Raw genomic sequence first — 13,386 nt, forward strand, 5'->3', positions numbered from 1 at the left:
ATGGACCCCTTGGGATGACCGTTGTTCGGCCGTCGGCCGGTCCGGTCGTCCTTTCCCGCGACTTTCCGCCCGGTCCCTACCAGTTGTGCGGTACGGCGCCGGCGGCGTGCCCGGTGGCGACCGGGACGTCGGCCTTGCGGAGCCATTCAGTCAGCCTCGGGCAGGCCTTGAGTGAGCAGACCGTACCCGCGGGTAAGGTCGGTTTCCGTGAGTGACCCATTGGCCGTCATCGCTCGAATCCCCGGCGTGCCGGAGGCGGTGGAGGAGGCCCGCCAGGCCGTCGACAGGCTCTACCGCCACCGGGTGCTGCGACGGGCGAGCCCTGCCGTGTCCGCGGAGTCGTCGTTGCGCGGCGCGCGCGCATCGGCCGCCGTCGAAGGAGCCGACGTACCTCTCGACGCCCTGCGCAGAGACGAGATCCACGACCCGCTCGTCCAGGGGGCGCTGCGGGCGTCGGCCGAGATGGGCCGCATGGGCCCGACCTGGCGTAAGGCGCCGCGGCAGGTGCTGGCGCGCCTGCACACGGTCGCGGCGGCCGGCCTCGCGCCGCAGGCCGCGCTGGGCCGTCCGCGTGCGGAGGACGAGGCCCCTGACCCGCTTGGGCTGGGCCCGGCGCCGGACGCCAAGGAGACCGCTGTTCGCATGGACGGGCTGATGGATCTGCTGGAACGTCCTACGAAGGCCCCCGCGATCGTGCTGGCCGCCGTCGTGCACGCCGAGCTGGCCGTGTTGCGGCCGTTCGGCTCCGCGGACGGGGTGGTCGCGCGTGCGGCCGAGCGGCTGACCCTGGTCGAGTACGGGCTGGACCCGAAATCCCTGGTGGCCGTGGAGGTGGGGCACGTGGAGCTGCCGTACGCGGAGGGGCTGCGGGCCTACCTGAGCGGCACGCCGGAGGGCGTCGGCCAGTGGGTACAGCAGTGTGCCTCCGCGGTAAGTCTCGGTGTGCGCGAGACGACCGCCATCTGCGAGGCCATGCAAAGGGGCTAGCCAGAGCGGCTGACATAGCTGACGGCGTCTCAGTCAAGAGACGCCGTCTGCCGGTGCATCACACCGGGTTACCAAGCGTGCAACTCTATCCGTCGGAGCGGGTCAAGCCCGTCACGACGCGCCTCCCGCGGCTGGTCGCGCGTGGGTGCCCGGCTGATGCACCCGGACAATTGGTCCGTGACACCTTTCTACGACGGATTCGCCCTGATGGGAACCCCTCGGACCAAGACCTTTACCCCGTCGTGGGACGGGTCTGCGGGCGGCGTGGGCGCTCTTGGGCGTGCCGACCTGGTTACCAACCTGTGACGATCACTCTCCGTGATTGTCTTTACGTGATCGTTATCATTCAGCGAAAAAACTTGGCGAAAATGCGAGATTGCTCCTCGACGAAACTCGATCCGATCGGGCAGCATACGGTGGTATCGCCTCGAAACTAGAGCGACCTTGCACGGGATTGGTTTGCCGGTCCCTTGCCAGGCTCTGGTGAAGTGATGAAAGCTTTCTTCTGAAACGGGACCGGCTCTACCCCCCCGGAGCCGGACCGATCAGGCGACCCCCGCTCTCCCCCCCGGCGGGGGTCGCCCCTTTTCCGGCCCGTGCCGTCCTTCCCCGCCGTCCAGGCAGTCCCAGATGGGCAGGGCGGCCGTTCGGTCGGGCTCCTGGATCCGGTGGTCGTCCACAGCCGCGACACCATTGGCGCCGGCTGTCCCCAGAACGTCGTTCGCCTTCTCGCCGCCGCCGCCACCTGCCACATGCTGTCCCTCCCATCGAAACGGGAGGCCGACACCGACATGCACCGCCCCCTCGTCATCACCGAGGACCACGCCCTACTGGACGACCTGGTCCGCATCGCGGCCGCGGCCGGCGCGCAACTCGACGTGGCCCACGTCCCGGCCCACGCCCGCCCCTACTGGAACCTCGCCCCGCTCATAGCGGTGGGCGCCGACCAGGCGGACGCCGTGGCCGCCTCGTCGCCTCCCGCCCGGGACCAGGTCCTCCTCGTCACCCGCGACGTCGAGGACCCGGACACCTGGCGAAAATGCGTCGCAGTAGGCGCCCAAGCCGTCGTGACCCTCCCCGCCGACGAACGCCACCTGGTGGAGCGATTCGCGGACGCCATGGAGCCGGAGCCGCGCTCCGGAGCGGTGATCTGCATGATCGGCGGCCGAGGGGGAGTGGGCGCGAGTGTCCTGTCAGCCTGCCTCGCTCTTCACGCATCCGGCAGTGGCCACCTCCGTACGCTCCTGGTGGACGCCGACCCCCTGGGTGGCGGCATGGACGCGCTGCTGGGCCACGAGGAGGCGTCGGGCGCGCGCTGGGGAGACCTGGTGGCCCGGGAGGGCCGGATCGGCAGCGTGGCCCTGCAGGCGGCGTTGCCGTCGTTCGGCGACCTGGCAGTCCTGTCCTTCCACAGGGGCGAGGCGGCCGCGATCCCGGCCCAGGCCATGCGATCGGTCCTCGAATCCGGCCAGAGAGGCTTCGACCTGGTGGTCGTGGACCTCCCCCGCCGGCTCGACCCGGCAGCCGTCGAGGCGCTCTCCAGGGCCAATGCCACCCTCCTCGTGGCGGCTGCCGACGTACGCGGCATCCTCTCCGCGGTCCAAGTCCTGTGCGAGGCCCGCAAGCACACCTCGGACCTTCGCGCGATCCTCCGCCCCGGCGTGGTGGACGACGATCTGGCCGTGGCATCGCTGGGCATCCCGTGTGCGGGCACCCTCCCCGACCAGCCAAGACTGACCGCCACCCTCAATCGCGGCGAGCTGCCGAAACTGGGCCCGCGCACCGTCCTGGGCGGCCTGTGCGCATCCCTCCTCCGCGACGTCCTGCCGTCGTGACCTGCTCCCACCGAGCACAACCCCCAAACCGGCAGCAGCCCATCCCCATCAGCCCCTGACCGGCACCCGGCACCAACATTCCGAAGATTCCCGATAGGAGGCGAGCACCCTGACGCCCACCACCACCATGCCTTCGCCGGCCAGGCAACCGGCTGTCTCCTCCTCCCCTTCCGAGCCGACGTGCGCCGTGTCCCCGGAGTTGGTGGAGGCCGTCCGCGTACGCCTGGCCCGCACCGGCGCCGAGCCCAGCGCCGCCCAGGTCGCCGTCGCTCTCAGAGCCGAGAAGGCCGTGTACGGCGACGCGGAGATCCTCGCCGTCGCCCGGGCCCTGTGCGCGGACCTGATAGGCGCGGGCCCTCTGGAGCCGCTCCTGGCTCGGCCCGATGTTACGGACGTCCTGGTCAACGGCCCTCGCGAGGTGTGGATCGACGACGGCGGCGGCCTGAGCCGCACGTCGGTCACCTTCGCCGACGACCCGGCAGTCCGCAGGCTGGCCCAGCGCTTGGCGGCCGCCGCGGGCAGACGACTGGACGACGCCTCCCCCTACGTGGACGCCAGGCTCGCGGGCGGCGTACGCCTCCACGCCGTTCTCCCGCCCGTCGCCCCCGGCGGCACGTGCGTGTCACTACGTCTCCCGCCGCGCCGCACGTTCACCCTGGCGGATCTGGTGTCAGCCGGCACGATCACCCCTTCCGCGATGCCCGTGCTGACCGCCGTGGTGGCCGCCCGGCTGGCCTTCCTCGTGACCGGCGGCACCGGAACAGGCAAGACGACGCTGCTGTCGGCCCTGCTCTCGCTTGCCGACCCCGGCGAACGGCTTCTCCTGGTAGAGGACTCGGCCGAGCTCCGACCGCTGCACCCGCACGTGGTACGCCTGGAGACCCGCCCGGCGAACCTGGAGGGTGCGGGCGGTGTGGGCCTGCGTGACCTGGTACGGCAGGCCTTGCGGATGCGTCCGGACCGTTTGGTGGTCGGTGAGGTGCGTGGCTCCGAGGTGGTGGACCTGCTGGCCGCGCTCAACACCGGCCATGAAGGAGGCTGTGGCACGCTGCACGCGAACACGGCGGCGGACGTCCCACCCCGGCTGGAGGCGCTGGGCTGCGCGGCCGGGTTGAGCAGGGAAGCGGTGCACAGCCAGTTGTCCGCGGCTCTCGACGCCGTCATCCACCTGACCCGCGATCGCCGGGACGGCCGAAGACGCATCGCCGAGATCTGCCTGCTCTCCAGAACGCCGGCAGGTTTCGTCGAGGCGCTCCCCGCGCTGACCTTCGACATGAAGGGCGACTCCCGGATCGGACCGGGTTACGACGCCCTCACCAAGGCCGTGCAGCAGGACACCCGCTCCCGATGACCCGCGCATCGCGCTGGGCGGCCATCCACCGCCGGCCGACGAAGACAAGACCGATGTTGATGACCCGGGCGAAGGCAGGCCCTCGATGGTGACAGACGCCGCCGTGGTGGTCGCCGCGTTGTCCACAGCCAGCGCACTGTGGTTGTGGACAGGCCCGACCACCGCCACGACCCGCCTTGCCAAACTGACCGCAGACCACCGCGAGCCCCGGTGGCGGTCCCTGCCCGGGCTGTTCACCCGGCAGAGTCCGGGACGCCGAGCCCAAGCCTGGCGCCTGGCATCGATCGAGCTGTGCCAGGCGCTCTCCGCCGAGTTGTCCGCAGGCCGCACCCCGGGAGAGGCGCTGACCAGAGCCGTGGCGGCAGTCGACTTCCCCGACCCCGCGGCCCTACGTCCGATCGTCGCGGCCGCCAGAGACGGCGGCGACGTTGCCGCGGCTCTGCTCGCCTCGGCCCCACCGCAGGGCGGCGAGGGCCTGCGCCAGCTCGCCGCGTGCTGGGACGTGAGCGTCACGGTGGGCGCGGGCCTGGCGGCCCTGGTCGAGCGCGTAGCGAGCACGTTACGCGCGGCTCAGGCGCACCGTCAGGACGTCGCGGCACAACTGGCAGGGCCCCGCACCACGGCCAGGATGCTCGCCGCACTTCCCGCCCTCGGCCTCCTCATGGCCGCTGCCCTGAACATGCACCCTCTGGACTTCCTGCTCGGCAGCCTCCCCGGCTTCGCCTGCCTGGTGACGGGAATCATCCTCGACGCCTGTGGCCTGTGGTGGACCAGCCGAATGGCCGCCCGAGCACAAGGCTGAAGGATCTTGCCGATGCTCCTGCTCCTGCTCCTGCTCCTGCTGTCCGCCCTGTGCGCCGGCATGGCCACGTGGTTGTGGCTCTCACCAAGGACACCGCGCGAACGGCTGGCCCGGCTGTGCCCTCCGCAGGAGGACGCTCGTAGCCGTACCGTCCCTCTGTCACCGGCTTCCTCCTCGCACCAAGCCCCCCGCACCCCTCCCGGCCAACCCACCCCTACACCCAACATCGAGCAACCTCACCCGAGCTGGCTCGATCCCACCCATGACCAGGCACGACCGATCACCCGCAAGACGCTCATCACCGCCACCTGCGCTGGGCTGGCGACCGCCGCGCTGATCGGCGGCACGATCGGCATCCTGGCCGGCCTCCTGATCACTCCCGCCACCGGGATTTACCTCCACAGGAGGAAACCTGCGCAGTCCCAGCACGAGCACGAACGAATCGCCGCCGATCTGCCGTTCGCCGCTGACCTGATGACCGCCTGCCTGCTCGCCGGACGCCCGGTGAGCGCCGCCACCGAGATCGCCGCCAACGCGATCGGTGGCCCACTGGGCGAGCGGCTCACCTGGGTGAGCAGCCAGCTACGCCTGGGCGCCGACCCCGAGCCCACCTGGGCCGTCCTTGCCAAGGACCCCGCACTGGGCCGGCTCTCCCGGGCCATGACCCGAGCAGCTCAGAGCGGCGCCCCAGTAGCGGATGTCCTGACCCGCCTGGCCGACGACGCCCGGGAGGCCGCCCGAGCCGCATCCGTCGCCTCGGCCCGGCGCGTCGGCGTCAAGGCGGTAGCGCCCTTGGGCCTGTGCTTTCTGCCGGCGTTCGTCCTCCTCGGCATCATCCCCGTGATAGCCGGCCTCGCCTCCACGATCGTCCTCCCCTAGCGGCTGTTCCTCGTTCATCCACAGAACGCCGCTCGGCCCATCGAACCCGACCTCATCTCGGCGAACCTAGGTCTCCCGCCGGACCAGACTCCGGCTCCACCGAGCACCTGGAGGCACGATGCACAGTCCCGCCACCACGCCAGACACCATCAGCGCCATCCCAGTAGCGCCCCCAACCACAACGTCGCAGCACAGCGCGGCAGCCCGCAAGGCGCATCCCGGCAAGACGGACCCGACCTCGAGCGCTCCCACGCCCACCCTGCACTCGGAGACAACCGCACCCCGCAACGCCGCAAAAGCGGTCCCCACAGCTCATGAGCCCGCAAGTGACATCGAGCCGGAGTCCAAGCGTGATCCCGCGCCTGCCGTTTCCGAGGACCACGGTGCATCCCGAGGCTCGCGACGGCGGCGGCCTAACAGGTGGCTGCACCATGCGGCTGCCAACCGCGAGCGAGGCATGTCCACAGCGGAGTACGCGGTAGGCACCATCGCGGCGTGCGCGTTCGCCGCACTCCTTTTCAAGGTGGTGAGCAGCCCGGAGGTCCAGGAAATGTTGTCGTCCCTCATCGACCGCGCTCTCAACACGAACGGGTGACCCTCCGCCCCGTGCAGGTCATACGCGCGACGCAGGGCCTGGGGCTCGCGCGAACCGCCGTGGCGGACGGTCGGCGGCGGGCATCGCGCGGCTCGGTGACGGCCGAGACCGCTGCGATGTTGCCGGCGCTCATGGTCGTCCTGGCGGCCGCGCTATGGGCCATCCAGGCCGTAGGCGCCCAATTGGAATGCGTGGACGCGGCCCGGGCGGCGGCCCGTGCCGCCGCGCGAGGCGAGCCGCTGGACCAGGTTCGCGACGTCGCTCGCTCAGCCACACGCCCAGACGCTCAAGTAGCCGTGACCCGTGACCCAGAGACCACAAAAGTGCAGATCACAGTACGAGTGCGACCAGCATGGGGATCCTCGCTGCCGGCAGTACGCGTATCCGCCTCGGCCACCGCCGACACCGAACCATGACGACGTCCGCCTTACGGGCACTGACGACCGCCCCGCCCCTGCGAGAGATGACGACCGCCCAGCCTTTGCGAGCCCTGGCGACTGCTGCGCCTTACGGGCCATGACGACCGCCCCGACATATGAGCCGTGACGACCGGCCCGCCTTCCGGGCCATGACGACCGCTCCGACATACGAGCCATGTGAGACCACGAGAGCGGCGGGGCTGTGAGACCCACGAGAGCGGCGGGGCTATGAGACGCACGAGAACAGCGGGGCCGCGCGAGACCTATGAGACATGGACGGGGCTCACGAGACCTACGAGACCACAAGAGACATGACCAGACGTACCAGATGAAGAGATGTGGGATGAGCCATGGAGCCGGGAGACATCGATCCACCGTCCGGCGTCTCCGGCGGGTTCGACTGTCCTATGACGACGTCGCGGCATTTGATCCGTCACGGCTCCATGGCCTCCGCCCTCAGCACCGGCAAGGGGAGGTAGCGATCCGTTCCAGGGAACGAGGGTCAGCGACGCTATGGGGCGTGGCCCTCATGGGACTCCTGATGGCCGTCGCCACAGCGTTCGCCACGGTGGGCGCCGTGCGCGTGGCGCGCCATCGCGTCAACACCGCCGCTGATCTGAGTGCCTTGGCTGCCGCCAGGCTGGCACTGTTCGATCCACAAGGCGCGTGCGCCGAAGCTGCTGCATTGGCCACTCAGAACGGCGTCGAGCTGACCGGATGCGAGATCAACGATGAGGTGGCCGACGTCTGGACCTCGTTGTCGATCTCGTTGCCGATAGTCGGCACACGCACCGTGACCGGCAGATCGCGAGCGGGCCCGGCAGGGGCGGAAGGGGGCAGCGCGGATGCCGCCCTTCGGCATCCGCGCTGAGTCGTCCGCGTGGCCGGACGGCCCGGCCGTACCTGGCCAATCGACATGCGGCGATCCATGTGAGACGGCATGCGGTGGGTCTGCGGGGAGGGATGGGTGTGGAGCGGCCTATGCGGAGTGTGAGGCAATGTCGCAATCGAGTCACGACTTCTTGGACAAGGTGTCCAAGAGTTGGATATCTCGCGTAACGTTCCGCTCACCCTCGGTCCATGCCGTCTGCGACAAAGGGTCTGGGAGAGCCGGAACGAAGTCGCTAAGGTGCGGGTCCCAGGGGCGGTCGGTGACCGTATCGCCGGACGGACTGCACTTCCGGTCGTCGTCCGAACGCTCTCAGCGGGGCGGCCGGGCGGCGCGAGGCTCTCGATGGAGGGAAGCGTCGTGACGGTAGTTGGCAGAGTGGTGACCGCGGGGATCGTCGCGGTCGGATCCATCGTGCTAGGCGGCTCCGCTGAGGCGGCAACGTCGGGCACCATGTCCACGTCGTCCACGTCGTCCGCGACCTCCGCGACCTTCGTGACCTCCGCGACCTTCGCGGGGAGGCAGGCCGGGGCGGCCGGGGAGATCACCTCGCCCTCCGACGGGCAGGTCATCTCGAACTCGTCCGTCACGGTTTCCGCACGTACGGGATTGATCCAGCTCCGCGTGGGGCTGTACGTCGAAGGTCCGTCGACGCCCACGCAGAAGGTGGCCGATGGCGGAGCGAACCAGACGATCTCCGGTACGTTCGACGCCGGGAACGCCCCCAACGGCACCTTCACCGTGACGCTCAAAGGCGAGCTCACCGGCACCAGCTACGCGACCAGCACATTCAAGCTGCGGCGGCCCGCCGAGACGCCGAGCAACGTGGCGGCCCGGCTGCAGGGCACCAAGAAGATCCTCGTGACCTGGAGCAAGGGATCCGAGCCCGACCTGCAGTCGTACGAGCTGGCCAACAGCCGGTCCGGCGTTGTGGGGCGGCTGCCTGTGGACAGCGCGTGCGCCGGCGGCACGTGCGAGGCGGCGGTCGCCGTGCCGGCCAATGCGGCGGGGCAGAAAGTGGGCTTCACCGTCAAGGCGTTCAGGGGTGACGGCGACGGCGGGTCGATCGGGTCGGACGCATCAGGCCCCGCCGTCGTCACGATCCCCGCCCCGCCCGCCGCCCAGCCGAAGAAGAAAACGGCCAAGACCCGGGAGACGCCGAAGGGCACCAGGAATGTCGACCCGCTGCCGACCTTGCCCGCCAAGAAGCAGACCCTGCCCACGAACAAGCCGACCACCCGGAAGCCGACGACCTCCCAACTGCCCGCCATCCCCGATACCGACGCCGACGGCAACCTTCCGATCCCGACCGCCGACGGCCAGAGCGAGACGGGCGGCCTGACCCCGGCGGGCACCAAGGAAGACGGCACGGATGCCGCGCCTGTCCAAGCGGGTGGCGTGAAGGCCCAGTCGGACGAGTCCCCGATCGGCAGTCTCGGCCAATACGGGCTCTACATCGTGGGTGGCCTGCTCCTGCTGCTGCGCGGCGCCCACGCGGGGGCTTGGGCCCGGCGGCGCGCACTCGCCGCAGAGGGAACTCGGCGCCTCCAGTCGCCGGCTGCCATGGCTTCCAGGACGGCCGCGGGTTCGGGGGGAGCAGGCGAGCCGGCGGCTGATGCGGTGCGGGGCGATGACGACGGCGCACCACTCACCTCGACACCTCCTCGGCGCAGACCCGCCGTGATCCTTGCCGTGGCCAAGACCCGTGTTCCCGACCATTCGGCTGCCTCGAAAGTGCCCTCGGCCGATCTCTCAGGGGCCAAGGCCGATCTGCCACGTGGCCGGGCAACGTCATCCGTCGCGAGTACGGGCGCTCAAGATCGGTCCTCGGCCGGTCGGTTCCCGGCTATCAGTGCATCGTCCGTCGATCGGCTGGAGGCTGTGGACGTCGACCGTCTGGAAGCGGTCGAGATCCATCGTCCGGAGGCTGTGGACGTCGACCGTCTGAAGGCTGGGGAGGTCGATCGCCCGGAGACCGGGGAAAGCGATCGTTTGGATGTGGGGCAGGTGGAGGCCTCCTCTTCCGGCAGTCGGCGGGCACAGGGGTCATCCCCTGCCGACCGTGCCGAGGAGCTTCCCCAGGCGGTTCTGCTCCGCAAGGAGTCGCCTGCCGCCGGCGTGCCGTCAGACGGTGGCGAGGTGCTGGCCGGGGAAACCGGCGCTGCCGACGAAGGGCACGTGAGCTGTCAGGAGCCGGTTCGGATCGCCTTGCCCAGTTCGGCCGTTACGGAGGTGCCTGAGGCTTCCGTTTCCGTTCTCCACACCGACATACGAATCGAAGATCGCTGGGACGACTACCTTCCGCCCTCGCCCAGGTCGATGGAGGACAGCGGGTTCTGGGAGCGGCCGCAGCCCGGGGCCGCCGACTTCTGGGCCGCGGACGACGATGATGACGACCACGCCGGCGATGACGGCGATGATGACAAGCGCGTCTATGCGGTGCGCCGGCACAAGGGCAGTCACAGCTAGCACACGGCGAACGGAGCTGTGCCTCCCCGGTCGCTGACGTGTCGGGTTGGTGCGGCTCAGCTGCTCACGGTGGCGGGTCGTGGCCGTTCGGTGCTGGTCATTCGGCGGCCAAGAGAGTGTTCAGGAGACGGATCGCGCCGCGTTTGTGCAAGGGTTCGTTGCCGTTGCCGCATTTGGGGGACTGGATGCAGGAAGGGCAGCCGCGCTCGCATTCGCAGGACGCTATGGCTTCGCGTGTGGCCGTGAGCCAGTCCGTGGCGCGGGCGTAGCCGCGTTCGGCGAAACCGGCGCCGCCTTCGTGGCCGTCGTACACGAACACCGTGAGCAGGCCGGTGTCGGCGTGCAGCTCTGTGGAGACGCCGCCGATGTCCCAGCGGTCGCAGGTGGCGAACAGCGGCAGCAGCCCGATCGAGGCGTGTTCGGCGGCGTGGGCGGCGCCGCCGAGGTCGATGCCGGCTTCCGCGAGAGGGGCCACGGCGGAGGCGGGCAGCGTCCACCAGACCGCGCGGGTACGGAGGGTGCGAGGCGGCAGGTCGAGTGGCTCGTCGCCGAGCATCTCACCTGATTGGATGCGCCTCTTGAGGTACGAGACCACCTGCCTGGTCACCTCCACTTCCCCGAAGTGCAGCGTGCCGGGGCCCAGCGGCTGGGACCGCTCGGTGGTGAGGATGGAGATGTCGGTTATATCCCGGGCGAACGTCGAGTAATCGGGGTTGGCGCTGGAGACCAGGGCCACCCCCGCCTCCAGATCGAGGAGCTCCACCAGGAACGTCTCGCCCTGGTGGATGTAGACCGCGCCGGTGTGGACGGTGGTGTGCGCGGACGGCTCGTCCACGCTGCCCAGGAGCCGGCCCGTGGACGCCTCGACAACCTGGATCGGAGCGCCGCCGCCGCCCCTGATGTCGGCGAGGTCGGTGGCGCGCTCCCGCCTGGTCCAGAACCAGCCCGCCTGCCGTTTCCGCAGCAAGCCCGCGCTGACCAGCTCGTCGAGGACATCGGAGGTGGTGGGCCCGAAGATGGGCACGTCGTCCTCGGTCAGCGGGATCTCTGCGGCCGCCGCGCAGAGGTGCGGGCCCAGCACGTACGGGTTGCCGGGGTCCAGGACGATGGCCTCCACGGGCTGGCCGAACAGGGCCTGCGGGTGGTGCACGAGATAGGTGTCCAGCGGGTCATCTCTGGCGATCAGCACGGCCAGGGCGTCCCGGCCGTCGCGGCCCGCGCGGCCCGCCTGCTGCCACAACGATGCCCGGGTGCCGGGCCAGCCCGCGATCAGCACGGCGTCGAGACCGGAGACGTCGACGCCGAGCTCGAGGGCGTTCGTGGTGGCCAGGCCCATGATGGTGCCCTCGCGGAGCGCCTTCTCCAGGAGGCGGCGGTCTTCCGCGAGGTAGCCGGCGCGATAGGCGGCGATCTTGTCGGGGAGGTCGGCCAGCTCGGAGAGGTCCCGCATCGCCCAAGGGGCAGAGCTCTCCGCGGAGGGCTCGCCTGCCGTGGCATGGGAGTCGCTCGTGGACGCTGTGCCGGTTGTGGCTGACGTCGTGTCGCCGAGGTCGTGGGTTGTGGCTGACGTCGTGTCATCGAGGTCGTCGGTCGTGGCGGACGCGTCCGCTGCCTGGGGCGTGCCCGTATCGGTGAAAGTACCCGTACCGGTGAAGGGGGTGGAGAAGGCGACGTCGGCCAGTTTGGCGCGGGCAGACAGCGCGACCGTCTCGGCGCCGCGCCGGGAACGGACGAAGGCGAGCGTGCGGACGTCCGCCAGAACGAGGTCCGCCAGCAGATCCGCCGCCTCCGCCGTCGCCGTGCGCCGCACAGGAGCCCCTCCCTCGCCCCGTAGCTCCGTCAGGGGCGGCTCCCACAACGCGATGGTGGTAGAACCCTTGGGAGAGGCGTCCATGGTCACCTCGTCCATCTCAAGCCCCGTCAGCCTCATCGCGAACGCTCCCGGCTCGCTGGCCGTCGCCGAGGCGAGGAGGAAGGTCGGCCGCGAGCCGTACCGGGCGCAGACGCGGCGCAGGCGGCGCAGGATCTGGGCGACGTGGGAGCCGAAGACGCCGCGGTAGCCGTGGCATTCGTCAACGACGATCATGCGCAGCCGGCGGAAGAACGCGGACCACTGGGAGTGTCGCGGCAGAATCCCCCGATGGAGCATGTCCGGATTCGTCAGGACGTAGTTGGCGTGTTGGCGTACCCAGGTCCGCTCCTCGAACGGCGTGTCACCGTCGAAGCAGGCCGCGCGCACCTGCGTGATGCGCAGCTCCCGCAGCCCGCGCAGCTGGTCGGCGGCCAGGGCCTTGGTCGGCGTCAGGTACAGCACCGTGCCGCCGTCGAGACATGAGGCGACCGCGGGCGTGAGGTACGCCAGGGACTTCCCGGATGCCGTGCCTGTGGAGATGATCACGTTTCGGCCACGAAACGCCAGGTCGGCGGCCTCGTATTGGTGAGGCCAGAGTCCTGTCACCCCTCGGTTCGCCAAGCGCGTAACAAGCACTTCTGGCGTCCATTTGGGCCATCGGGCTTGACCGGCCTGACGTGCTGGAACATGCTCCACATGGGTGACACGCTCATGACGTGCAGGAACACTGAGCAGGTGGCGGAGGAGTGGACCTGCTCGTTGTGGGGAGGATGCCGTGGAAGTCACTGTTTCCAGTCTTGCATCGATGGGCAAAGTCGTCGGGAATCGTGATTTCGTATAGACACAAGCCAGGCGCGTGGTTGAATGCCCACGCGTCAAGGTCGGACAGTCTGGGGCCAGACTCCAGATTGCCAGGCTGGCAAGAGTACTTTCGCAGGCGAGGCGCTGGAGGATCTGTGGATCTGAAGTTGGATCACCACAACGAGGACCGACTCACCATCGTCGAGGTCGAGGGTGAGATCGATGTCTACACCGCGCCGAGATTGCGTGAGCTTCTCATCGACCTGGTGAACAAGGGTAACTTCCACCTTCTCGTCAACATGGAGAAGGTCGACTTCCTCGACTCCACGGGCCTTGGCGTCCTGGTCGGAGGGCTCAAGCGGGTGCGGGCGCACGACGGCTCCCTGGAGCTGGTCTGCACACAGGAGCGCATTCTCAAGATCTTCCGGATCACCGGACTGACCAAGGTCTTCGGGATCTACGCTTCGGTCGACGAAGCCAAGGAAGCTCACGGCAAAGACAAGTAGC

11 protein-coding genes are annotated in these 13,386 nt (G+C 69.6%); 10 read left to right on the plus strand and 1 reads right to left on the minus strand.

The annotated features are described in order from the left end of the window. The first annotated feature begins 207 nt into the window (after positions 1 to 207). The 9 genes from EDD27_RS45875 to EDD27_RS45915 all read left to right on the plus strand — a co-directional run bounded on the left by EDD27_RS45875 (position 208) and on the right by EDD27_RS45915 (position 10,226). A complete protein-coding gene (locus tag EDD27_RS45875) occupies positions 208 to 987 on the plus strand; it encodes a Fic family protein (protein WP_206641954.1) in 780 nt (259 codons plus the stop codon). A gap of 596 nt (positions 988 to 1,583) precedes the next feature. Then, complete coding sequence (ssd, locus tag EDD27_RS45880; RefSeq protein WP_241564608.1) at positions 1,584 to 2,822, plus strand: septum site-determining protein Ssd; 1,239 nt, start codon at positions 1,584 to 1,586, stop codon at positions 2,820 to 2,822. A 187-nt stretch (positions 2,823 to 3,009) separates the two neighbouring features. Next, positions 3,010 to 4,173 carry a TadA family conjugal transfer-associated ATPase gene (locus EDD27_RS45885; protein ID WP_241564609.1) on the plus strand — a complete coding sequence of 388 codons (1,164 nt, stop codon included), beginning with the start codon at positions 3,010 to 3,012 and terminating at the stop codon, positions 4,171 to 4,173. An 85-nt stretch (positions 4,174 to 4,258) separates the two neighbouring features. Next, positions 4,259 to 4,975 (plus strand): type II secretion system F family protein, encoded by a 717-nt coding sequence (locus EDD27_RS45890; RefSeq protein ID WP_241564610.1) that lies wholly within the window; start codon positions 4,259 to 4,261, stop codon positions 4,973 to 4,975. A 12-nt stretch (positions 4,976 to 4,987) separates the two neighbouring features. After that, the gene (locus tag EDD27_RS45895) at positions 4,988 to 5,854 is read left to right on the plus strand and encodes a type II secretion system F family protein (RefSeq protein ID WP_241564611.1); all 867 of its coding nucleotides are present in this window, start codon (positions 4,988 to 4,990) and stop codon (positions 5,852 to 5,854) included. A 457-nt stretch (positions 5,855 to 6,311) separates the two neighbouring features. Then, the gene (locus tag EDD27_RS59110) at positions 6,312 to 6,449 is read left to right on the plus strand and encodes a DUF4244 domain-containing protein (RefSeq protein ID WP_127938717.1); all 138 of its coding nucleotides are present in this window, start codon (positions 6,312 to 6,314) and stop codon (positions 6,447 to 6,449) included. A 95-nt stretch (positions 6,450 to 6,544) separates the two neighbouring features. Further along, positions 6,545 to 6,865, plus strand: coding sequence for a TadE family type IV pilus minor pilin (locus EDD27_RS58145; RefSeq protein ID WP_127941406.1), 321 nt, complete (start codon positions 6,545 to 6,547; stop codon positions 6,863 to 6,865). A 346-nt stretch (positions 6,866 to 7,211) separates the two neighbouring features. Continuing rightward, positions 7,212 to 7,739, plus strand: coding sequence for an Rv3654c family TadE-like protein (locus EDD27_RS58150; RefSeq protein WP_277750806.1), 528 nt, complete (start codon positions 7,212 to 7,214; stop codon positions 7,737 to 7,739). Positions 7,740 to 8,381: 642 nt separating this feature from the next. Continuing rightward, on the plus strand, positions 8,382 to 10,226 hold the full coding sequence (locus tag EDD27_RS45915; RefSeq protein WP_127938723.1) for a hypothetical protein: 1,845 nt from the start codon (positions 8,382 to 8,384) through the stop codon (positions 10,224 to 10,226). A gap of 97 nt (positions 10,227 to 10,323) precedes the next feature. Here EDD27_RS45915 and EDD27_RS45920 read toward each other — a convergent pair whose 3' ends face one another. Next, the gene (locus tag EDD27_RS45920) at positions 10,324 to 12,624 is read right to left on the minus strand and encodes a DEAD/DEAH box helicase (RefSeq protein WP_241564612.1); all 2,301 of its coding nucleotides are present in this window, start codon (positions 12,622 to 12,624) and stop codon (positions 10,324 to 10,326) included. 410 nt (positions 12,625 to 13,034) lie between these two features. On the opposite strand from EDD27_RS45920, the gene EDD27_RS45925 reads away from it, so the two are divergent. Then, complete coding sequence (locus tag EDD27_RS45925; RefSeq protein ID WP_020542579.1) at positions 13,035 to 13,385, plus strand: STAS domain-containing protein; 351 nt, start codon at positions 13,035 to 13,037, stop codon at positions 13,383 to 13,385. The last annotated feature ends 1 nt before the right edge of the window (position 13,386 follow it).

It is taken from the genome of Nonomuraea polychroma (assembly GCF_004011505.1).
Classification (GTDB): Bacteria; Actinomycetota; Actinomycetes; order Streptosporangiales; family Streptosporangiaceae; genus Nonomuraea; species Nonomuraea polychroma.